Here is a 21185-nt window from a genome sequence, read left to right on the forward strand (position 1 = left end):
AAAGGCGCGGGAGTATATACTCAGTTATCTTGTGTTTATTATAGTGTTTTATGTCTTTATCTACTTTTGCCCCAGTAACCACGATTGATGATCAAAAAAAGCTTTGTGTTTTATTAAGTTTACTTTTAAGTTCTTCATCTTACAGCTATCAAAATTCGCCTCAGCTGTTTTCTAAACTGCTATTTAATCATTTTATAAACGGGTATTCGTTTTCACACGCCGAAGTAAAAAAAATAACCCGCGAGTTAGAAGAACAATCACTGGTTTGGGAGCAACCGTTTAGGCAAAATCATAAACTTTCTATCGATGCCATCGTATATGCAATTGTAAGTTTGTTAGAGTACTGCCCTGGCTTAATTAAAAACTTTTTAACGCAAATAACCACTATATACCGCTTTAACGACAGTGCTTTAATGTTTATGTTTGAGCTATTTAATAGCATTGAAAAAAGTGAAGGCTCGCCGTTAGCGTCATCTGCAGAGCCTGAAATTGATCATCACTTTATTAATTTACTAGCACAATCAAAATACAGTAAGCAGCTGTGGTTAGCTTTACCCGCGCAGTGGCAACAAATATGTTTAGAGCATTTTATTCGCGGTGAATTTTTTAATCTAACTGCTGAGCATTCATGGCCATCAATAGTACAAAGTACCGCAACCACTATTGAGCCAAGTAAGCGAATTTACCTAAACGAAAGCTTAGCTACGCTGCTGCAACAACCTGACTATAATGAATTACTCATTGATAAGTCGCACAGTAACTTAGCAATATTTAGTCAGGCTAATAGCCTTGCCATTGACGGTACTCATTTAGAATTGGCGCTGCAACAATTTAAAACGGGGTTAACGCTTTATCGTAAAACCTTTGTTAAGGGTAGCTATCCGTGTGAAATAAGCGGTTTACTGTATATGGTGTGTTTATATGCCAGTGGTACAGAAGCCGATTTAAAACAACTAAGAACACATAAAAATTGGTATAACAAACAACTCGGCGAGCTCAGTAGCACAACGCAAGCCATTGAATTTTTGTTACTCGCACCCGAACAAGTAATAAGTTTTGAGCAGCGCTTACTACACGATACGATTGAAAACCTACAGGCAAACCCAAATGCATTAGCGCCTCTTTTTTGCCTATTATTGGCTTTAATAAAGCACGGTAGCGAAGAGCAAATTAATGCCCTTAGAGACAACAGTAAACTGCTGAGCCAATTAATTTATTCAAGCCAACAGCATCAGCACTGGCTAGGTGAACAGTGCACGCATTTAGCAAATTGGCTAACGCACGATACACCATTGCCAGATACCGGTTTATTACAGCATTTTAAACGCGTGCCACAATGGCAGCGTTGGTTAAATGAAGTAAGCAAAATAGACACTCCAACGCAAAATGAGCGCCTAGTTTGGCAGCTCGACCTTACCCATTTAGACTTGCCACTTATTCAAGCCAAAGTGCAAAAACACAACAGCAAAGGCGAATGGACTAAAGGCCGTAAAGTAAATATTTATGATCTTGATGATGATCAATACCGACACTTACTTAGCCCATCCGATCATAATTTAGTGCAAGTAATTAGTAATCATGCGGGCTTTGGTTACAGTGAAGTACAAGCAACCAGCGCGGTGTTGCAAGCGCTAATTAACTTCAAAGGGCTTGAAGACATTAAAGGTAACTTAGTTACGCTTAACAAAGGTGAGTTTATAATTGAAATTGGGCAAAATATTAACGACTGTTACCAATTAATTATACAGCCTAAAATTACCGACATAGACGGCGACTTTTTACTTACCCACAGCCACGCTAATAGTTACCAAGTATTTGTAGTAGACGACAAACAACATAAATTAAATAGCCTGCTTGCTCAGCAACCTAATAACTTAACAGAAGAAAAACTGCCACAACTTAATGCGGCGTTAGAGGCCTTGTCGAAGGATCATTATATTAGCAGTAGCCGCAGCGAGTTTTCTGCAATTAATAACGTGCGCCAAGGGCTTGTTGATTTAGCCGCAGTAATTAAGTTAACCCCAATGGGTATAGACGTTAACTTTTATACTATGCCATTTGGTGTTGATGGCCCATGGGTTGAGCCCGCAATAGGCGCAATAACCTTAGCCTATAGCGATAACGAGCAAGCCGATAACAGCGTTGTAAAACGCGATTTAAAAGCAGAAAAACGCGCTTTAAAAAACCTACTTAGTAATTTAGCTGGCGTATTTGCCGATCAAGAGCATCCGCAGTATAACAGCGCGCATCAGCAGTTTTATTTACCCGAAGATATTAGCCAAGCCATAATACAATTAGAAGCCGCGCAAAAAGACAACGCACTAGTATTAAGTTGGGATGAAAACGCCCAAGGTATGAAGGTTGCCAATAGTAAGCACCTTTCTCTTAATTTAAATGATGATAACGATTGGCTTAGTGTTAGTGGTAAATTATCGCTCCCCGATGGTCAAATAATTGCTTTGCAAACACTCCTTAAAGCCCCGCGTCGTGGCAGTATTATAGAGTTTGACGAAAATAACTCGTTATTATTAGATCAACGATTAACTAACTTATTAAATCGCTTAGAGGGCATGCAAAGTAAAGCTAAAAACGCCCCCGACGATCAGCTTCGTATTGCTAATGCGCGCGCGCTGCCTTTGTACCACAGTGCTGCAGAACTGAGTGATGTTAGCTTTGGTGCAAACTGGCAACAGCGCTTAGCTAAATTTGAGCGCCCAAGTGAACCTGTATTACCCGCGCATTTAGTTAATATATTACGCGACTACCAAGTGGTTGGCGTAAAATGGTTAATGCAACTGGCTAACTGGGGATTAAATGCCTGTTTAGCCGATGATATGGGCTTAGGTAAAACGCTACAAACACTTAATGTATTACAAATGCGCAGTGCTTTAGGTGCCAGCTTAGTTATAGCGCCAAAATCGGTATGTCATAACTGGCAGGTAGAGGCCGCGCGATTTACCCCTACTCTTAATATTAAAACTATTGATAATGCAGCCGCAACAGATGAGGTGCTAGCCGGTGCTAGCGCTAATGACCTAGTAATTGTTAGTTATGGCTTATTACCTTTAATAGGGGATCAATTGTCTGCGTACGAATTTGCCAATATTGTACTAGACGAAGCACAAGCCATTAAAAATCCATTAAGTCTTCGCGCTAAAGCTGCTTTTGCACTTAATGGTCAGTTTAAAGTGGCGCTTTCGGGCACTCCTATTGAAAATCATTTAGGTGAGCTGTGGAGCTTATTTAACTTTTTAATGCCGGGTTTTTTACATTCATTAGCTGAGTTTAAAAAGCGCTTTGGTAATGCCGATAAAAATCAGCAGCAGGCTGATACGCTAAAAACATTAATTGCGCCGTTTATTTTACGCCGTAATAAAAAAACGGTACTGACCGAGTTACCCGATAAAACCGAAATAAACCTTACTTTTGCGCTCAGCGATAAAGAGCAAGCTCTTTACGAAGCCACTCGCTTAAACGCGCTTGAGCAAGCCAGCCAAGAAGACAGCCAATACATTACTATATTGGCGTCATTAACTAAATTGCGCCGCGCGTGTATTGCTCCGCAGTTATTAGTTGAAAACAGTAAGTTACCTTCAAGCAAACTCGACACCGCCGAAGCAATAATTGAAGAATTACTTGAAAATGATCACCAAGCACTTATTTTTAGCCAGTTTGTTGATGTACTTAAATTAGTTGAACAGCGACTAAAAAAACGCGGTATAGCATATTGTTACCTTGATGGCAGCATGAGCAGCAACAAACGCAAGCAACAGGTTGATAAGTTTCAGGCAGGTGAGGCGCCTTTATTTTTAATTAGTTTAAAAGCTGGCGGCACCGGGCTTAATTTAACTGCTGCCGATTATGTGCTGCACTTAGATCCTTGGTGGAACCCCGCGGTTGAGCAACAAGCTTCTGACAGAGCGCATCGCTTAGGGCAAACACGCCCTGTAACCGTGTATCGCTTAATTGCGCAAAACACCATAGAAGAAAAAATACTGCAACTGCATGAGCACAAACAAGCCCTTGCCGACAAAGTACTTAGCGGCAGCAGTAACACCGGGCAATTATCAAAAGATCAGTTATTGTCTTTGTTGCAAAATCAGTAAAATAAAGTGTTTAGTGCAAAGTGCGATTTTAAATCGCACTTACAATAAACTTTAAATACGGCAATAGGTTTTACTCGTAGGTGCTAAGCCTGCAGGCGCAATATTTTCAACGAAAATATAATTACTTAAATATTTGCACTAGATACGCGGGGCAATAAGCTACTTGCCTACAATAATACCTCTGTTACGCGTTTTTTTAACTCTGGCAGTACCTCCTGTTCAAACCAAGGGTTCTTTTTAAGCCAAATATTATTACGCGGGCTGGGGTGTGGTAGCACTAAATGGCTTGGCCAATAGTCACGCCACAATTTTACTAACTCAGTAAGTGCTAGCTTTTTAGTATTGGGTAAATGATAAGCCTGGGCATACTTACCTAGCACAATAGTGAGCTGTAAATTAGGCAGGGCGGCTAAAAGCTGTGTGCGCCAAGCTGGGGCACATTCTTTACGTGGTGGTAAATCGCCCGACTTGCCTTTACCTGGATAGCAAAACCCCATAGGTAAAATAGCAATGTTATTGGCATCATAAAATTGGCTGTTAGTAAGCCCTAACCACTGCCTTAAGCGATCACCGCTTTGATCGTTAAACGGTATACCGCTTTGATGTACTTTTATACCCGGCGCTTGGCCTGCAATTAATATTTGGGCGTTAGGGTTAAATTGTATAACGGGGCGTGCTCCTAACGGTAATTGCGGTTCGCAGATCACGCATTTACTAACTTGAGCTACTAATTCATTAAATTCTATCTTTTTTGACTGTTTTTCACTCAAGTTTTGGCCTCTATTCGTTATTTGCGGTATTGAGTTGGTAAAAAATCGGTTTATTTTAGTGTGCCTAACTACTAGTTAGTATAATACTGATCTATTCCTGGTTATGCACTTAACCCATTATATAACCTAGTGTTTTTCAGCCCATACTGCAAACTCATTACCGCTTGGCTCGGTAAAATGAAACCTACAACCGCCAGGAAATTCAAAAATAGGCTTAATTACTTTACCGCCGTATAAGGTTACTTTTCTTTGTGTTGCATGAATATCGCTGCTGTAAAAAACCAATAGCGCGGAGCCCTCTTCAGTACTCGACTTTAAAGGCGACTGGTAAAACCCACCATTAAGCTCTTGCCCGCTAAAAGCCGTGTAGTCTGGGCCGTAGTCGGTAAATTGCCAATTAAAAACTTGGCTAAAAAATGCTTTAGTTGCGGTTAAATTAGCTGCTGGAAACTCTACATAGTTTAGCTTTTCGTGATTATTCATCATTATTCTACTTACTATTTTTAAAGGGTAAATTAACCATAAACCTAAGTTAACTACCAAGCAAGGCGCTTAAGCGTATTTGGGATCAATATTATACTAAGTTAAAATTAATTTACGTATGCAAATGGGAATCACTATCTTTTGCATTCATAAACTATATAATAGCACTTTTATTTTTCGCCATATTTAAGGGATTGACTCATTATGCAGGCTTCATCACTTAGTTTAGGGTCAACTAAGCTGCTTTTATTAAAGCCGCTTTTGATATTTCAGCACATAAGCCGTTTTAGTTATGCTTTTAAAGTGTGTTTACGCTTTTTTATTGCCATTGTCGGTGGCTATTTTTTTACTGCGGTGAGCTGCTCGTTACTGAGCGCTATTTTGCCACTAAATAAAGCCGATGCAGTTTTGATGAGCGTGTCGTTAAGTATTTTAATTTATACGCTGGTATTTATTTACGCTTTTTATGTTAAGTCATTAAAAACAGTGTGGATCAGTATTTTACTAGCTACTGCAGCGCAATTAAGTTTATTAGCACTAATAAAGGGTTGGGTATGAAGGATAGTTTTTTTCGTTCAATGACCTGGTTACATACCTGGGTTGGGTTATTAGTGTGCTGGTTACTTTATTTGATCTTTTTTTCTGGTACGTTAAGCTTTTTTAGAGACGAAATTAGTTTATGGAATCAGCCCGAAATTCATAATATTCAAGCGAAAACGGATCGTATAAGTGCGCAAAAACAACAAGTAATTACAGGCTTTGATTACCTAAACGCCCAAGCAAGCAATGCCCCAAGCTGGCGTATAACACTTCCTGAACAACGCGTACCTTACTTAACCTACGGCTTTGCAAAACCTAAAGAGCCGGGCCAGCGCAGAAGTAAATTTGAAGACACGCAATTAGATCCAAATACTATGCAGCCGCTTGCGCCTTTTAGAGAAACCAAAGGCGGTAACTTTTTTTATCGCCTGCATTTTGATTTACATTACATAGATGTTATTACCGCGCGCTGGATTGTGTGTTTTGCGAGTTTATTTATGCTAATTGCGATTGTATCGGGGGTGGTGATCCACAAGCGTATTTTTAAAGATATGTTTACCTTTAGGCGCAATAAAGGCAGCCGCACATGGCTCGACGCTCACAATATAAGCTCAGTATTAGCTCTGCCCTTTCATTTAATGATTACCTATACCGGGTTAATTACCTTAATATTTATGCTGTTTCCTTATCCGGCTGAAACTAGTTACGACAAAGGTATGCGAGACTTTTTTAATGATGTTACACCACGCAATAATGTAACTGACAAAGCGCAGGGTGCAGCGCCTATGGTAAAAGTAAATAGCATTTTAGATCAACTTTATACTAAGTGGCCAAATGCCGATATTCGCCGTGTACAGGTAAGTAACCCTAATATGGCGGCATCAACTATTACTGTACTCGTTAGCCCACAAAAAGCGTTTCGTGACCAAACACCTCGGCTAATATTTAGTGGCGCAACAGGGGAGTTGGTAGCTCAAACCGATGAAGAACTAAGTGCAGGCAAAGCGCTTTATGAATCGTTAAACTCAATGCATACCGGGCGCTTAGCCGAACCATTGCTACGTTGGCTCTACTTTTTAGGAGGTATTGCGGGTTGTGTAATGATTGCCTCTGGCTGCATTATGTGGGCAAAACGTTTACGTGAGCGAATGAAAAAAAATGCGCATCCATCGTTTGGCATAAAACTAGTAGAAGGATTAAACCTAGCTACTTTAATGGGGCTTCCATTAGCTACCTGTGTGTTTTTTATTGCTAATAGAGTACTTAGCCCACAAGTTGTCGGGCGTGCTGATAAAGAAGTGCTGGCGTTCTTTTTAACCTGGCTTGTGGTAGCCGTTGTAGCGCTTATAAAGCGCGATAGAGTGCAATGGCGAGTTATGGCGGCAATAAATGGCTTAGCCTGTTTAGCAGTACCTGTAATTAATGCGCTAACAACTAACGGTAATATAGTTAGTTATTTAATAAATAAACAGTGGCCGTTATTCACCTTTGATGCGCTGTTTATACTCTCTGGCATATTGTTTTTTATACAAACCGAAAAATTACGTACTGCCAAGCAAACTACAAAAGCGCTAAAACACAACGCTAGTTCTGATTTAAAAGGACAAAAAGTATGATGGAGTTATTACAATTTAGCCTCTGTTTGCTGGCTTTTAACGTGTTTGCGTTGGCAAAATTTAATCATTTTAAAGATGTTTTTAAAAAACGGCCGACTAATTTGCAAAGAAAATACCTCCTAGCTACTGCTTGGATCAGTATTTTACTAAGTCTGCTCCTTTGCGTGAATGATCAAGGTGGTTATGGTGCGTTGCTTTTTTGTGGTTATATGTCGTTAAGTGCTTTAATTATAATGGTTTTTTATAACTTCATAACTCAGTTTGTTAAAGTTTTTAGTGTGTTAAATTTAGTTATAACAGCCTTAACTACTTTATTTTTAGTATTAAACTAGGCTAAGTTAGTAAAATACTGATCTGCTAATGTAGTTTTAAATAAGTAGTAAAAAACTAAAAAGGTAAGCTTATTGCTTACCTTTTTAGTTATAGCGAGTATGAAGTTTAAAGAATTATTACAATTGCTTTTACGGTATTATTTACTGTAAACCCCCTTTACATTTATTTTTGCTTAACCCAAATAATTTGCTCAGTAATAAAGCCTAAGTCTTTAACTGTTTTTAAAAAGTGCTCTTTTAACTCATCGCTTACCTGTGGCGTGCGTGATAAAAACCATAAGTAATCTTTGTTATAACTCGTTATAAATGCATAGTGGTAATCAGCTTGCTCAAGTTCAAAAATAACGTAAGCCCCATAAAATGGACCAAAAAACGATACTTTAAAATGTCCTATGTCAGAATCCCCAACAAATTTTGCAAGGCCTTCAGCATTCTTCCATTGTTGTTCTTTAGTAATGTAGCCCTTATTAATTACCTTTACAGTGCCATCGTCATTAATAGTATAGTTAGCAGTAACCTGCTCCATACCCTCTTCGAACGAATGATTTAGCCGCGCTATTTCGTACCATTTACCTTGATACTTTTGTAAGTCAAAGTTTTTAACCGCAGTGATCCCTTCTGGCGGACTAGTACATGCACTGAGTAAAAATAGTGTAATGATGAGAAAAAAATATTTTATTTTGTTCATTTAAGCTCCTTTTTGAGTGGTTATTAATATTACGTAATAGCTATCATAAAGTTTGCTAGCCGATTAAAAAAAATTGCTATAGGATCAATTAAATACTAGAGCAATTTAAAGATTTAATCATGAAAATTTGGGTAGATGCAGACGCGTGTCCAGTGGTTATCAAAGAAATACTTTTTAGGGCCGCAGAGCGCACACAAACCGAAACCATATTAGTGGCTAATCATGCCATGCGTATCCCGCCATCAAAATATATTAGCCGCCTACAAGTGTCTTCGGGTTTTGATGTAGCTGATGACGAAATAGTAAAACGTATTGCCAAAGGTGACTTAGTGATCACTGGCGATATTCCACTGGCCAGTGAAGTAATTGATAACGGCGGGCAAGCACTCAACCCGCGTGGCGAGCTTTATACCACCGAGAATATTCGCTCAATACTTAATGTACGCGATTTTATGGATACCATGCGCTCAAGTGGCGTAGAAATGAGTGGTGGGCCGCCGCCGCTTAGCCAAACTGATCGCCAAAACTTTGCTAATAATCTCGATCGTATTTTAGCGCAAAACAAGGCAAGCTAATTTGAGCAAGCACTTAATTGGTTTAGGTGACGAGCAATTTAACGTGGCGGTGTACGTAGCAAAAGCGCCGTCAATGCCCTATTTCGAAACGCTAAACAGCCTTGAACCCGTTATTAATGAGCAAATAAATACTATAAACCAACATTGCGGTAATGGTTGGCGAAAAGTGTTTAACGTATACGCTAAAGTATTATTTGCTCTACCTAGCGAGCATTACTCATTTGCTAAACAAGCGCCTACTTGGCAGCAATATCGCGATGAATTTTTACTGCAAAAAAACAGTAAAACCGCCCTACTGTTTAGCGCGCCTAATCTTACTTCTGCAGATAAAGCTTCTAGCAATAAAAACCAACTGCACATAATTGCCGGACGCACCCACGCTAAAAACTTACTCCAACAAGGTAAGCTTAATGCGCAATTTGATTGGCTCAACGACGAGTTTGCAATAGATACAGCCAACAATATTATTGTATGCCCGTATTTTGATTACAGACAACTAAGCAATATAAAAATTGCACGACTGAGCGAGCTTGTCGCGCAACTTAAAAGTAGTTTATAAGAGCTACAAACACTTCAAAAAATAGTACAAGGAACAGTGTTATGGCTGGAACTTTAGCTATAAACGAATTATTAAAATCAATGCAGCCAGAGCTTAAACAAGGCGAATATATATTTTGCTGTTTTACTTTTAAAGATGACACCCATCCTAACATTTGCAATATCAGCATGATTAACTAAGCTCTAGCTAGTACGATAATTAAGCAAGGTGTCACATGGCTATTGCAAGAAAACGTCAGGTAAGTTTGGTCGATACAAAATACTATCACTGTATTTCGCGCTGTGTACGCCGTGCATTCTTATGCGGCGTAGATCATTTTACTAATCAATCGTATGAGCATCGCAGAGGCTGGGTTGAAAGTAAATTACTTGCCCTCGCTAAGGTGTTTTGTATTGATGTGTGTGCGTATGCAGTAATGAGCAACCACACCCACTTAGTACTCTATGTTGATGATAAAAAAGCCAAGCGACTAACCGATAAAGCCATTATTCAGCGATGGCACAGGCTTTGTAAAGGCACCGTACTCACCAACAAATACTTACAAGGTGAAGAGCTAAGTAAAATTGAACTGCTCTTTCTACATGAAACAATCAGTGAGTATCGAGAACGCTTAGCTAATATCAGTTGGTTTATGCGCTTATTAAACGAAGATATTGCGCGCAGAGCTAATAAAGAAGATAACTGCACCGGACGGTTTTGGGAGGGACGCTTTAAATCACAAGCCCTCTTAGATGAAGCCGCATTAATCGCCTGTATGGCGTATGTAGATTTAAACCCAATAAGAGCAAAGGCAGCAACAACGCCAGAAACATCGGACCATACCAGTGTAAAAATACGCATCCAAAGTGCCACTGCGGGTAAGCAACCGAAGCAACTCCTACGCTTTTCAGGTAAACCCAAAAAGCACATGGCCAAAGGGTTACCGTTTGAGCTTAAATCTTACCTTGAATTAGTAGAATTAACTGGGCGTTGTATATGTGAAGACAAGAAAGGCCATATTGAAAATACCACTTTACCCCTGTTACAAAGAGTAAACATTACCTCCGAAAACTGGTTAAAACTCACCACGCAATTTAGTCGCGTATTTCATGGCGCAGTAGGTCGCCCAGCGTCACACGAAGGATACTGTGAACACCTAAACAGAAAGCGGCGCGCCAACGTTAGTAACTGCGAAAAGCTACTGGCTTAAAGCGTTACTTCACAAATTATCCGTTATTCCCCCTCACTGTGAAAACAGAGTATTTCGCATGCCTAAAAATGAATAAAAGCAGCGTTATTTGAATATTATTTAAATAAGCAGAGAGATTGTTAAAGCTAATAGGGTTTTAAGCTCAGCAATGTTTAATTAGATAAACATCAAAGGGATTAATCATTAGAATGGGTGTCATTTTAATTATGGGTGTCATTTTAATTACTGACAGAGGTTGGTTAGGCTAGCTTGGCTTTAAATGTTAAGTGAGGGCTATTTTAAGTTGATACAGCAATAATCTGAAGTGATGGTGACATTCGCCCGTTGGGTGGTGCTTCGCTTAACTGACCTGCGTTTTATGATGCTATTACCCTAAAAGTTTTATTAAAAAGGTCTAATATCCGCTTTATTTTTTATTACAAATAATAACTCTCGAATTACTCAACCACCAACTTTGATACTACCCATTTATGCAGCGGGTTTTTACTGTAGCGCGGATGCCACGCAGCTATTACGTCAAACGGGGCGGGTAATTGCTGCAAATCAATTTTTATAAGCTCTGAGCTTACCGCACGTGAGGGTAAAAATGCGATGGAGTCGGTAGTTTCTAGGTACATAGGTACAATAGAAAAACATGGCGCCGATACCACTACGTTACGCGTTAAATTAAAGCTTTTAAACCAATCGTCAATAGAACCTTTAAAATTTGGGCGGGAAGGCGAGGCAATAATACTTGGATAACTGGCGATTTCAGCAAGGCTTGGCTTAGTACCTGCTATTGAAGAGTTAGGTGATGTAACGCAAATGTGTTGCTCTTCAAACAATTTAATAATGGGATAAGTACTTGGAATATAGTCAGGAAATGCAATAGCTAGGTTTACTTTGCCGCTTTCCATTAGATCGTGCAGGCTGTCTAGTTCGAAGTCTCTTATTATTAGCTTTAAATTTGGCGCTTGTGCCCGAAGTGCTTTAACTAATGCTGGTAAAACAACTTGTTGTGCATAGTCAGTAGCGGCTATTACGAAGGTGCCGTTAACTGTTTTTGGATCAAACACTTTAGGCGCAAGCAGTGCCTGAAAGTCGTTTAATAGTTTGTCTATATCTACCGACAGTTCTTCAGCGTAGGGTGTGGGCACAAAGCCATTGGTTTTTCTTAAAAACAAATGATCGTCAAATACATCGCGTAGCTTTTTTAGTTGCTCACTCACTGCTTGTTGGGTTAAGCCCAATTTATTCGCTGCTTTTGAGGCGTTTTTCTCGCGAATGAGCGCTTGGAAAATACGCAATTGTTTTATATCTAATCGGTCTAACTTGCTCATACTGCTGCCAGTGTTGTTTAAGTAATAATACTTAACTTAGCACATAACCAAATTATCTTGTATCACTTACATAAAAGGGTTGTTTCTAATTGTTGAGATACCCCCTTACTATGCTCCTACACACTAAAGTGAACAAATGATTGGAGCAAACAATGAAAACAGTAATTTTAATAGGCGCGCTAGGAAAAATGGGTCAAGCGGCATTAACCGGTTTATCTAAGCATAAAGTAATTACAGCAGGTCGCTCTGGCGATGTAGACCATATTGTTGATATTACCAGCGAGCAATCAATTACTGAGCTGTATGAAAAAGTAGGCCATTTTGATGCCGTAGTTAATACCGTAGGTTTATGTGAGTACGAAACGTTCGCAGATATGAGCGAAGCCCAGTGGATGAGCACTATTATGAGCAAAATGATGGGGCAAATTAACCTTGTACGCATTGGCCAAAAGTACATTGCTGCTGGCGGTTCATTTACATTAATTAGCGGTATTTTAAACGTTAAGCCTATTCCGTTTGCGATTGCTGATGCAACAACCAGCGGCGCAATAGATACGTTTGTTAAATGCGTATCGCTTGAAATGCCACGTGGTACACGTATTAATGTTGTTAACCCTACCGTACTTGAAGAAGCATGGGACGTATACGGCGAAATGATGCCAGGTTTTCAGCCAGTACCAAGCAAACTTGTAGGTAAAGCGTTTGAGCGTTCGGTTGATGGTTTTATTACTGGCGAAGTTATTTTTGTTGATGCTTAACGGCTCATAATTAAAGCCTAATTGGTAGCCTGAAAATAATTATTCAGGCTGCTTATAAACCGACTATATAAGCCTTTTGAGAGTAAGCAAATGAAAAAATATATACTGATAATAATTTCGACACTAAGTACAGTCGCACTTTCTGGCTGCAGTAATGTGCCAGCAAGTAATATAAATAATGTTGTTGAAAGTGCTACTAATACAAAACAAGTATGTAAAAGAGTACCTAGGCATAAAACATATATTAATATTTGTAAGCCAGTAACTAAGCTTAATTGAGAAGTGTTGCTGGCTGAATAGTTTGCTTTAAAATAGCGTATGTATCTGGTTTGTTTATATTTTTGCTTACAGAGTTAAAGCTTAATGAATACCCTTAATACTTGAGAATTAAATTTTTATGAAGTGTAAATTACATGCTTATGTAGCAAAGTGGTTGATGCATATAATATTAGTAATAAAAAAAGCTTAAGTGGTGTTTAAAGTACTACTTAGGCTTTATTTGTTTTATGAAGCGTATATTACTGTAAGTGTACTAGTAGCTTTTGCGCGCTATCAAATAGCATTAAAGAGCCTAAAATAAATAATATAATGGCTGAAAGTCGACCAAATTTAATCGCAAGTGCCGGGTTATTGCTTAATATTTTTCGGGCGCTAACACCAATAAACCAATATACAAAGCCACAGCCAATTAAATGAATTACGCTTAATACTAACAGCTGCTCGGTGATCGAAAATGAAAAAGTCGGAAATACGAATTGTGGTAATAACGCTAAAAATAACAGCATTACTTTAGGGTTTAAACCGCTAATAATAAAGCCCTTCTTCATCCACTTTAATGATGTTTTGCCTAATTCGCTAGCAGCGCCGTTATATACTGCAGGTACTGGTGGGTTTTTATAAAGCGAAACCGCGATCCAAACAACATACAGTGCGCCAAATAAGGTTAAAAATTTCATTAACATCACATGTGAAGCTAAAATAGCACCCAATCCTACTACTACAATCAACGCGGCAATAAGGTGGCCTAACAAGAGTCCTGAAACCGCCGGAATAATTTTATCTCCCGCAATTCCTGCGCTTATGGTATACGCCCAATCAGCACCTGGAGTAAGTACAAACAATATCGACACCAGCCAAAAAGAAAAAATAACATTAATATCCATCAACAATAACCTAAAATATTTGGGAGCTTATTTTATTGCTTTATTATGGGGAAAAAATACTATATTTTACCTTATTAAACGCCATTATTAGGAAATAATTGGGTATGGATAGCATAGATCGGAAAATTCTTGCTGAGTTGCAAGTTGATGGCCGGCTGACTCTTTCAGAACTTGCAGATCGCGTGGGGCTTAGTGTTTCGCCATGTCACCGTCGAGTTAAAGAATTAGAAAAAACCAAAGCAATTGTGGGCTACAGAACGGAGATCTCTCCAGAAAAAGTAGGGCTTAATTTTTCTGCGCTGGTTTTTATTACTATTAAAGAAGGTGATAAAGCATCGTTGGCTAAACTTGAACTGGCAGTTGAAGATATTCCACAAATAACTAATGCGCAGCGTTTGTTTGGTACACCTGATTATTTAATACATGTGGTGACGAGAGATTTAGGCGCGTTTCAAAAATTATACGATGATAAACTGTCGGCGCTACCAGGCGTGCAACGCTTAACCTCAACCATTGTGATGAAAGATATTGTTCGAGCCCGAAATCTGCATTTTTAATTATATACCCCATTAAAAAGCCCTGCGCTAGGCGGGGCTGTTTAATATTTAAAGCTTAGCTACTAAGTGGTGTAGTTACTAAGTTAAGTAGTCGCTCAGTGTTACGGTTACTAAATTACATAACCGCTAAAACCTAGTGCTTTAAAGTACAGTTTAGGAATAGTGCTAAACCCACACTCATGCAGTAGCTCGCTAAAACGCATGCGATCTAACGGATAAAATTCATTTTCTAGGCTATGACGAATATGAGTTTGTCCGGCCTCACCTAAGCCTAGCTTTGCGCAAGTTAAAAGTTGCGCGTCACGCTCAAATAAGGTTTCTGGGCGCATTAAATCAGCAATATACAGTGCCGCTTCTTTGTTCAGGCTTGCTTTAATGTTTTTAAGAATTTGCTTTTTATCGCCATTATCTTCTACAAACTGTAGAACTAATAAGCATAAGGCTGCATCGGCTTTAGTTTTAAGTTTTTCTAAAGGTCCGCAATGTACAGTTACTCTATCGCTTATTCCTTGCTCAGCAAACTTATCGCTAGCAACACTAAGCATGTCGTTTGAGGTATCTTGTGCGGTAAACTTCCATGTTGGATTAATGCTAGCTAATTCAATTATCTCTTTGCCAGTTCCCGCCCCTACCACTAAAATATGTGCGTTATCTTTTAATGTGGCTTGCAGTTGCGCATTAGTTAGTTGATGCAATAACTCGTAGCCTGGTACTAGTCGCGTAATGCGGCTATCGTATTGTGTTGCTTGATCATCTGTAAATGTTGGCATTATTAGTTCCTTTATAGACCCCATGTTTTTTGGGGATCATAAATACAATGGGTGAAATTAACCTGATCTCCGGATAATAAACCTGTCTCAAGCAGTTATTTTCAGCGCTAACTGCGTTGAATTTACTTGCAATAGGCCAGCTATTGACACGTAAATTCGCCTTGTTTTCACTGAAAACCTTTGGCTAGAGAAAATAAGTTTAAATATAATTATGATGCAATACGTTAGTAAGCCTCTTAACCAGAGTTCACGTTAAATTAATATCACACAATTTCTACGCTAGAATAACCGCCCGGCTTTTTAGCCACATGGACTTGTGTTGCTACGCGCTCACTCATTTCGCTTACATGCGATATAACACCTACTTTTCGCCCTTGTGCTTGTAATGAATCAAGTGCATCCATTGCAACACTGAGCGTCTCGCTGTCTAACGTACCAAACCCTTCGTCAATAAACAAAGAATTGATTTGTACTTTGTTTGACGACAATGAAGCAAGCCCTAAAGCCAGCGCCAAAGAGACTAAAAATGATTCACCACCAGAGAGCGTATTTACAGAGCGTTGCTCATCGGCCATGTCACGGTCAATAATAGCTATATCTAAAGAATGCTCAATAGCGGTTAATTCATAGCGTTTATTAAGGGTTTTTAAATGACTATTTGCATAATGTAGCAGTATTTTTAGGGTTTGCGTTTGCGCTAAATTACGCATGGTTTTACCGGTTGCATCGCCTAATACTTTATTAAGTAAATGCCACTGATCAACTTGCGTTTTAAGCGTAGTTAACTCAGCTTGTTTACCTTTGAGCGTTTTAGCATTTTGGTTGTGCTGCTCAATAGCGGTATTAGTGGCAAGCAAGCTATTTTGTAGCTCTGTTTGCTGGGTATTTAATACATTTAGCTGCTCAGTTAATTCATCTTGATTTTTTGAAGGTTTGTCACTATTTTGATGCTCTGTGTACGACTTTTGTTGCTGTTTAAGCGCTGCATTTGTATCGGTTAGCGTTTGTGATACTTGCTCAAACTGTTTTAAGTGCGCTTTAATTTGCTCGCTGCTTAAGGTTAGTAAAATAGTGATCTGTTCGTGCGTTGCATCGCTATATTGCGCTTTAAAGTCAGTAAACCACTCTAAGTAACGCGCCTCAAGGCTGGTTAGCTCTTGGGTGTGTTCTTGCAAGCGTTGCTCAACATTTTTAAGTGTTATGGCATGCTCGTCGCGCTGTTTAACCGCGTTATCGTGCGCTTGTTGGCTGGCATTTAGCTGTGTTTGGCATTGCTCAAGCTGCGTAGCTAGTTTGGCTTGATAGTCGCTTGCGCTTATTTGCTCGTTATTAAATAAAGCTAAGCGCTCGCTTTGCGTAATATTTTGCTGTTGCTGCGCTTTGGCTAAATCGTCATTTAATGTTTTAAGTGCGTGCTCACTTTTAGTGATTAATGGTGTTAATTGCTGTAATTGCTGGTTTGCACTGTCGAGCTGTTTTTGACTTTGCTCCAGCTGTGTAAGTGTTTGCTGGTATTGCTCAACCTGTTTGTTTAAATCGCTTAGGGTAAGCGATTCACTTTGCAGCTGCTGCCAAAAATCGCTGTGTTCAAATTGCGCGTTAAGCGCTGTGCTTTGCTCGTTTATTTGTACGCTTAGCTCGTTATGTTTACTGCTTAATTGCTTTAGCTGATTAGTTAACTCAACATGCTGGTTTTGCAATTGCTGCTGTACGTGTTGCTCGGTTTTTAAAGCGTTAAGCTGCTGATTTACTTTTTCTTGTAAAGTTCGCAGCTGTGTTTGTACTGCAAAGTACTGGGCTTTTTGCTCGCTGAGTTGCTTGTAGGTTTCATCAAGCTTCTCGGTTGTTAAATCGTTAAGCTCGGTGCGAGCGTCTTGCATGGTCGTTTTAATTTCTAGCTGCTTGGCCTGTGCAATTTGTATTGCTTGGCTATGTTGCGTTTGCTCGGCCACTAACACAGCATGTTGTGTTTGATGCTGATGCAGCTGGGTTTGGGCGTTATCGCGTTGCTGTTTTGCATTGTTATACGCTGTTTCAAAATCGGCTATTAAGTTATTTAATTGCTGGTTTTGAGTGCTTGCATATGGGTGCTCAGTTGCACCGCACACTAAACATGGCTCGTTAGGAGCTAGTTGTGTACGTAAGTGTTCTACATTTTCACTGGCGCGAAGGCGTGCTTGGCTAAGTGCGTATTCGTTGTGCTTAAGCGATTGCTCGCACGAAGCCAAATTTTGTAATAATGCGTTTTTCGCTTGCTCACTTTGGGTAAGTTTTTCTGCAACGCATGTTTGCTGTTGTGTGCTGTATTTTAGTTCACGATTAAACTGTTTATAGCGCTCGCGTTGATCTTTTAAGTAATCAATATTTTTAAGCTTTGCATCGCACTGTTCAATATTAAATTGGCGTTGCTGCTCATTTAATTGGTTAAGATTTTTTTGCTCACTAGCAAGTAACTGTTCTTGTGACTCAACCTTTGTATTTTGCGCGGTTAAAAGCGTCGCTTGCTTAGCTTGCTCAGCCACTAATTTTTGCTTTTGATTTGCCGTTGTTTTTAATTGCTCAGTTGCGTTTATAAACTGATTAAAACTGTGCTGGTAGTAATTCCAATCATTGGCTAAAGGTTTTAATTGTGTGTGCGTAGTTAACCACTGTTGATGCTGGGCACTTAATTTTGTGGCTTCATCAAGCACAGATTGGCTTTGCTTAAATTGCTGCTGCAAATCGTTTAATTGTAATTGCTCTTTTTCGCTTTGCTGGGTAAGGCTTGCAATGGTTTGTGCTTGAATAGCTAATTGGCTGTCGAGCTCGCGCGCTTTAGCAATAATAGGCTCAGCAGTTTGTTTTTGCTCTTTAGCTGTTTGTAATATCTCTTGGTGCTTACTAAGCGTATTAGCATGCGCGGTAATTATTGCAGTGTGATCTATACTTTTTAAGTCAGTTACTTTCGTATTTAACTCAGTATTTTGAGTTGTTAAACTTTTAAAGCGACTGCGGTTATCTTTAATTTCAAGTGCGCTTTGAGCTTGTTTAGCTTGCTCACTTTGCTGAGCAATTGCATTAAGCTCATTTTGCGCTTGTTGCTGGTTTTGCTGTGCTTGTTTAAGTGCTTGCTCAAGCGTATTGGCTTGTTTATACCAATTTAAGTTTTGCTCTGTCGTTGTTAAGGTTTTTTTAGTGTGTTCAATTTGCAGTTTTAATTCATTAAGCGAAGTTTGTTTAGCGGCTAATTCATCTTCACTTAGTAATGTGTAACTTGCTAAACTTGCTTGGAGTAATTCAAACTTTTCTTTTAGCTCTTTATTACGCTCAAAAATACGTACACCAATACGGCTAAACTTATCGGTACCGGTTAAGCATTCTAAAAGCTGTGCACGCTCATCGCCGGTGGCTTTTAAAAACGCGGCAAATTCGTGTTGCGCTAATAACACTGCCCGCGAAAACTGATCAAAGGTTAACCCTATTTTGGCTTCTATTTGTTTTACTGTTTTACTTTTATCTGACGAAATTAGCGTGTCATCAGATAACAAGTGAAGCGTATGCTGTGCTGCTTGTAAATTGCCGTCGCTTTTGCCTCGCGAGCGATTTACGCTCCAACACGCTCGGTAACTTTCTTTATCTTGTCCTACAAAGTCTACTTCAGCAAAGCCATTAGACGTTCCTCGCCTAAGTAAATTACGCGCGTCATTTAGCCTAATACTGTCGCCTTGAAACTCTACCTTATTGCCTTTATCCCCACCTAACCTTGCGGTTTTAGCATATAAAGCTAAGCAAATAGCATCTAAAATAGTGCTTTTACCTGCGCCGGTATCGCCGGTAATTGCAAATAATCCGGCGTCTTTTAGCGGGGCGGCTAAAAAATCTATTTCGGCATCAACAATAGAAGCTAAGTTATGAATACGCACTGCGGTTATTTTCATAGTTGCTGTTGCTCCTCTAGTTCGTTAATAACATCGTTTAATAGATTTTTTAGTGCGTCGGGTACGCTTTCACCGTGCATATCTTTGTCGTTTGCAAATGCTTGCTCTAATAAATTAAGTGGGTTGAGCATTTCAACTTCACTTAAATCTTCAAATACTGCGCCGCCTTCATTGTTAGCTGCTTGTTCGCGCACGCGCTCTATGCCACAAAAGCGAATATGCTTACCCTCAAGGGCTTGTTCTATTTGCTCTCTGAAGGTGGTGTCGGTATCGCTAGATTTAAGCTTTACCCGTAAATATGGTGCTATTGTATTGGCTGTGGTGTCGAGGGCTTTAATTTGCTCGCATAGCTCAGCTAATGGTACGCACTCCCCTTTTGGCAAAACTATTACATCGGCTAAACGAGGAATGTAAAGGGGGTTTACAGTTACACTAATTTGCTGTTTTTCATCGCTATTAAACTCTACTACATTTACTTGGTGGCTGTAATTACGCTCTGAAAATGACATAGGAATTGGCGTGCCGCTATATCTAATGCATTCATTTTTAGCAACTTGCTGCGCTTTATGTAAATGCCCCAACGCAACGTAGTGTGCTTGCTTACCAAAAACGCTGGCAGATATGGCTTCTTCGCCGCCTATTACTAAATTGCGCTCAGAGTCACTCGATATATCGCCGCCTTTGGCGTGAAGGTGCCCCATAACAATTAACGGGGTATTTTCACTTTGTAAAGTAGCCGCATGCTCAAGGGCAAGTTCATATGCCTTTTTAACGCCTTGGGCATAGCTAGGGCCATTTTTAGTTTGGCTGAGTGTAGTTACATCGCTTGCGCGCAAAAATGGCATGGCAACGATTACAGCGCGTTTATTGTTAGTGTTAATGGTGATTACGGTATCGGCCGCTGCTGTTGGCTCAAAACGCCCTACAACATGGGTATCAAATTGAGCGAGTAACGGTTGCGCAGCTAAAATACGATTTGCAGAGTCGTGGTTACCAGCAATAATTACTACATGTAAATTAGGGCACTGCTTTTTGGCATCTTTAATAAATTGATAGAGTTGATTTTCGGCGCTAGCACTGGGTGTTGCAGTATGATAAATATCGCCAGCAACGAGCAGTAAATCTATTTGTTGCTCAACGAGTGTGGCTAACAGCCAAGTGAAAAAAGCAAGGTGTTCATGACGACGGTCATATTCATAAAATTGTTGGCCAAGGTGCCAATCAGAAGTGTGCAGAACTTTCATGTAGCGCTCTTAAAAAATCGTAAGAGCGCCAATATACCCAAGGCAGTTAAAGATGCAACCTTATAGGCTCATCTTGCTAGGGTGAATGGGTTTTAGCTAGCTCCTAAGCTAAACCAACCAACATAAATAAGAGGTAAGGCTAAAAGTGCCATAAATAACGGCAGTTTAAGTGCTTTGGCTTTTTTAGCTTGTAACGCTTTCAATGCATTTTTTTCGTTACAAGCGGCTACTTTGTCAATATACAAATAACCTGAGTTTAAATACTGCTTACAGTTTTGCGCGTCTGCTGGAATAGCAATTAGTTTTTGCTGCTTTTTTAGAACATAAAAATCCATACACCACCACACTTTTCAACACTAAAATATTAATAAACATATTTGAAAATAATTATATTAAATTACCCTCAAATGAAAAAAGTGGGCGATTCTAAGTACAAATGGATACAAAGATCAACCATAAACTTCACTATTGGCGGTTTCTCATACAAAGGGATTAACTTTTTTGCTAAATAATTACATTTGGCTACCTTTGAAGCCAAAATACAGGGGGAAATTTAGTAGCTGTAAGCCGTTATTTTTAGCGGATATTTGGCCTTTATT

General features: G+C 39.4%; 19 protein-coding genes. 10 read left to right on the top strand and 9 right to left on the bottom strand.

Going from position 1 to position 21185, the window contains the following annotated elements; all coding sequences use genetic code 11:
• Positions 1-50 precede the first annotated feature (50 nt).
• Positions 51-4106, top strand: coding sequence for a DEAD/DEAH box helicase (locus PTRA_RS15790; RefSeq protein ID WP_058374647.1), 4056 nt, complete (start codon positions 51-53; stop codon positions 4104-4106).
• Between the two features lie 167 nt (positions 4107-4273).
• On the opposite strand, the gene PTRA_RS15795 is transcribed toward PTRA_RS15790, so the two are convergent.
• Both PTRA_RS15795 and PTRA_RS15800 read right to left on the bottom strand, forming a co-directional pair.
• The gene (locus tag PTRA_RS15795) at positions 4274-4876 is read right to left on the bottom strand and encodes a uracil-DNA glycosylase family protein (protein WP_418055010.1); all 603 of its coding nucleotides are present in this window, start codon (positions 4874-4876) and stop codon (positions 4274-4276) included.
• Positions 4877-5002: 126 nt separating this feature from the next.
• Complete coding sequence (locus PTRA_RS15800) at positions 5003-5359, bottom strand: VOC family protein (protein ID WP_058375143.1); 357 nt, start codon at positions 5357-5359, stop codon at positions 5003-5005.
• A 204-nt stretch (positions 5360-5563) separates the two neighbouring features.
• On the opposite strand from PTRA_RS15800, the gene PTRA_RS15805 reads away from it, so the two are divergent.
• Genes PTRA_RS15805 through PTRA_RS15815 form a run of 3 tightly spaced genes read left to right on the top strand, consistent with a single transcriptional unit; the run spans position 5564 to position 7847 of the window.
• Positions 5564-5917 carry a hypothetical protein gene (locus PTRA_RS15805; protein ID WP_011329685.1) on the top strand — a complete coding sequence of 118 codons (354 nt, stop codon included), beginning with the start codon at positions 5564-5566 and terminating at the stop codon, positions 5915-5917.
• The gene (locus PTRA_RS15810; protein WP_058374648.1) at positions 5914-7515 is read left to right on the top strand and encodes a PepSY-associated TM helix domain-containing protein; all 1602 of its coding nucleotides are present in this window, start codon (positions 5914-5916) and stop codon (positions 7513-7515) included. The genes PTRA_RS15805 and PTRA_RS15810 overlap by 4 nt, the downstream gene beginning before the upstream one ends.
• A complete protein-coding gene (locus PTRA_RS15815; RefSeq protein WP_058374649.1) occupies positions 7512-7847 on the top strand; it encodes a DUF3325 domain-containing protein in 336 nt (111 codons plus the stop codon). The genes PTRA_RS15810 and PTRA_RS15815 overlap by 4 nt, the downstream gene beginning before the upstream one ends.
• Positions 7848-8010: 163 nt before the next feature.
• On the opposite strand, the gene PTRA_RS15820 is transcribed toward PTRA_RS15815, so the two are convergent.
• Complete coding sequence (locus PTRA_RS15820; RefSeq protein WP_058374650.1) at positions 8011-8535, bottom strand: lipocalin family protein; 525 nt, start codon at positions 8533-8535, stop codon at positions 8011-8013.
• 119 nt (positions 8536-8654) lie between these two features.
• Here PTRA_RS15820 and PTRA_RS15825 point away from each other — a divergent pair, with 119 nt between their 5' ends.
• From PTRA_RS15825 to PTRA_RS15835, 4 genes are read left to right on the top strand one after another with little or no spacing between them, the layout of a single operon-like run.
• Positions 8655-9110 carry a YaiI/YqxD family protein gene (locus PTRA_RS15825; protein WP_058374651.1) on the top strand — a complete coding sequence of 152 codons (456 nt, stop codon included), beginning with the start codon at positions 8655-8657 and terminating at the stop codon, positions 9108-9110.
• 1 nt (position 9111) lies between these two features.
• On the top strand, positions 9112-9669 hold the full coding sequence (locus tag PTRA_RS15830; protein ID WP_058374652.1) for a DUF6942 family protein: 558 nt from the start codon (positions 9112-9114) through the stop codon (positions 9667-9669).
• Between the two features lie 41 nt (positions 9670-9710).
• Positions 9711-9848, top strand: coding sequence for an ACT domain-containing protein (locus PTRA_RS19090; RefSeq protein ID WP_237113505.1), 138 nt, complete (start codon positions 9711-9713; stop codon positions 9846-9848).
• Positions 9849-9883: 35 nt separating this feature from the next.
• On the top strand, positions 9884-10858 hold the full coding sequence (locus PTRA_RS15835; protein ID WP_058374653.1) for a hypothetical protein: 975 nt from the start codon (positions 9884-9886) through the stop codon (positions 10856-10858).
• Between the two features lie 437 nt (positions 10859-11295).
• Here the strand turns inward: PTRA_RS15835 and PTRA_RS15840 are convergent, their stop codons facing one another.
• Complete coding sequence (locus PTRA_RS15840) at positions 11296-12177, bottom strand: LysR family transcriptional regulator (protein ID WP_058374654.1); 882 nt, start codon at positions 12175-12177, stop codon at positions 11296-11298.
• A gap of 152 nt (positions 12178-12329) precedes the next feature.
• On the opposite strand from PTRA_RS15840, the gene PTRA_RS15845 reads away from it, so the two are divergent.
• Positions 12330-12935 (top strand): short chain dehydrogenase, encoded by a 606-nt coding sequence (locus PTRA_RS15845; RefSeq protein WP_058374655.1) that lies wholly within the window; start codon positions 12330-12332, stop codon positions 12933-12935.
• Between the two features lie 518 nt (positions 12936-13453).
• Here PTRA_RS15845 and PTRA_RS15850 read toward each other — a convergent pair.
• Positions 13454-14098, bottom strand: coding sequence for a LysE family translocator (locus PTRA_RS15850; RefSeq protein WP_058374656.1), 645 nt, complete (start codon positions 14096-14098; stop codon positions 13454-13456).
• Positions 14099-14202: 104 nt separating this feature from the next.
• Between PTRA_RS15850 and PTRA_RS15855 the strand changes: the two genes are divergently transcribed.
• The gene (locus tag PTRA_RS15855; protein ID WP_011329694.1) at positions 14203-14655 is read left to right on the top strand and encodes an Lrp/AsnC family transcriptional regulator; all 453 of its coding nucleotides are present in this window, start codon (positions 14203-14205) and stop codon (positions 14653-14655) included.
• Between the two features lie 110 nt (positions 14656-14765).
• On the opposite strand, the gene PTRA_RS15860 is transcribed toward PTRA_RS15855, so the two are convergent.
• The 4 genes from PTRA_RS15860 to PTRA_RS15875 form a co-directional block, all read right to left on the bottom strand.
• On the bottom strand, positions 14766-15425 hold the full coding sequence (locus PTRA_RS15860) for a class I SAM-dependent methyltransferase (protein ID WP_058374657.1): 660 nt from the start codon (positions 15423-15425) through the stop codon (positions 14766-14768).
• Between the two features lie 263 nt (positions 15426-15688).
• Positions 15689-19342, bottom strand: coding sequence for an AAA family ATPase (locus PTRA_RS15865; RefSeq protein ID WP_058374658.1), 3654 nt, complete (start codon positions 19340-19342; stop codon positions 15689-15691).
• The gene (locus PTRA_RS15870) at positions 19339-20586 is read right to left on the bottom strand and encodes an exonuclease SbcCD subunit D C-terminal domain-containing protein (RefSeq protein ID WP_058374659.1); all 1248 of its coding nucleotides are present in this window, start codon (positions 20584-20586) and stop codon (positions 19339-19341) included. The genes PTRA_RS15865 and PTRA_RS15870 overlap by 4 nt, the downstream gene beginning before the upstream one ends.
• A gap of 92 nt (positions 20587-20678) precedes the next feature.
• Positions 20679-20921: a hypothetical protein gene (locus PTRA_RS15875; RefSeq protein WP_058374660.1), complete on the bottom strand. Its 243-nt coding sequence runs from the start codon at positions 20919-20921 to the stop codon at positions 20679-20681.
• Positions 20922-21185 lie beyond the last annotated feature (264 nt).

Source organism: Pseudoalteromonas translucida KMM 520 (assembly GCF_001465295.1).
GTDB classification, from domain to species: Bacteria; Pseudomonadota; Gammaproteobacteria; order Enterobacterales; family Alteromonadaceae; genus Pseudoalteromonas; species Pseudoalteromonas translucida.

What these genes read in the sequence shown, in the direction of transcription:
- PTRA_RS15790 (WP_058374647.1), top strand. Translation starts at nt 51, where the DNA reads ATGTCTTTATCTACTTTTGCCCCAGTAACCACGATTGATGATCAAAAA.
- PTRA_RS15800 (WP_058375143.1), bottom strand. Translation starts at nt 5,359, where the DNA reads ATGAATAATCACGAAAAGCTAAACTATGTAGAGTTTCCAGCAGCTAAT.
- PTRA_RS15805 (WP_011329685.1), top strand. Translation starts at nt 5,564, where the DNA reads ATGCAGGCTTCATCACTTAGTTTAGGGTCAACTAAGCTGCTTTTATTA.
- PTRA_RS15810 (WP_058374648.1), top strand. Translation starts at nt 5,914, where the DNA reads ATGAAGGATAGTTTTTTTCGTTCAATGACCTGGTTACATACCTGGGTT.
- PTRA_RS15815 (WP_058374649.1), top strand. Translation starts at nt 7,512, where the DNA reads ATGATGGAGTTATTACAATTTAGCCTCTGTTTGCTGGCTTTTAACGTG.
- PTRA_RS15820 (WP_058374650.1), bottom strand. Translation starts at nt 8,535, where the DNA reads ATGAACAAAATAAAATATTTTTTTCTCATCATTACACTATTTTTACTC.
- PTRA_RS15825 (WP_058374651.1), top strand. Translation starts at nt 8,655, where the DNA reads ATGAAAATTTGGGTAGATGCAGACGCGTGTCCAGTGGTTATCAAAGAA.
- PTRA_RS19090 (WP_237113505.1), top strand. Translation starts at nt 9,711, where the DNA reads ATGGCTGGAACTTTAGCTATAAACGAATTATTAAAATCAATGCAGCCA.
- PTRA_RS15835 (WP_058374653.1), top strand. Translation starts at nt 9,884, where the DNA reads ATGGCTATTGCAAGAAAACGTCAGGTAAGTTTGGTCGATACAAAATAC.
- PTRA_RS15840 (WP_058374654.1), bottom strand. Translation starts at nt 12,177, where the DNA reads ATGAGCAAGTTAGACCGATTAGATATAAAACAATTGCGTATTTTCCAA.
- PTRA_RS15845 (WP_058374655.1), top strand. Translation starts at nt 12,330, where the DNA reads ATGAAAACAGTAATTTTAATAGGCGCGCTAGGAAAAATGGGTCAAGCG.
- PTRA_RS15850 (WP_058374656.1), bottom strand. Translation starts at nt 14,098, where the DNA reads ATGGATATTAATGTTATTTTTTCTTTTTGGCTGGTGTCGATATTGTTT.
- PTRA_RS15855 (WP_011329694.1), top strand. Translation starts at nt 14,203, where the DNA reads ATGGATAGCATAGATCGGAAAATTCTTGCTGAGTTGCAAGTTGATGGC.
- PTRA_RS15860 (WP_058374657.1), bottom strand. Translation starts at nt 15,425, where the DNA reads ATGCCAACATTTACAGATGATCAAGCAACACAATACGATAGCCGCATT.
- PTRA_RS15865 (WP_058374658.1), bottom strand. Translation starts at nt 19,342, where the DNA reads ATGAAAATAACCGCAGTGCGTATTCATAACTTAGCTTCTATTGTTGAT.
- PTRA_RS15870 (WP_058374659.1), bottom strand. Translation starts at nt 20,586, where the DNA reads ATGAAAGTTCTGCACACTTCTGATTGGCACCTTGGCCAACAATTTTAT.
- PTRA_RS15875 (WP_058374660.1), bottom strand. Translation starts at nt 20,921, where the DNA reads ATGGATTTTTATGTTCTAAAAAAGCAGCAAAAACTAATTGCTATTCCA.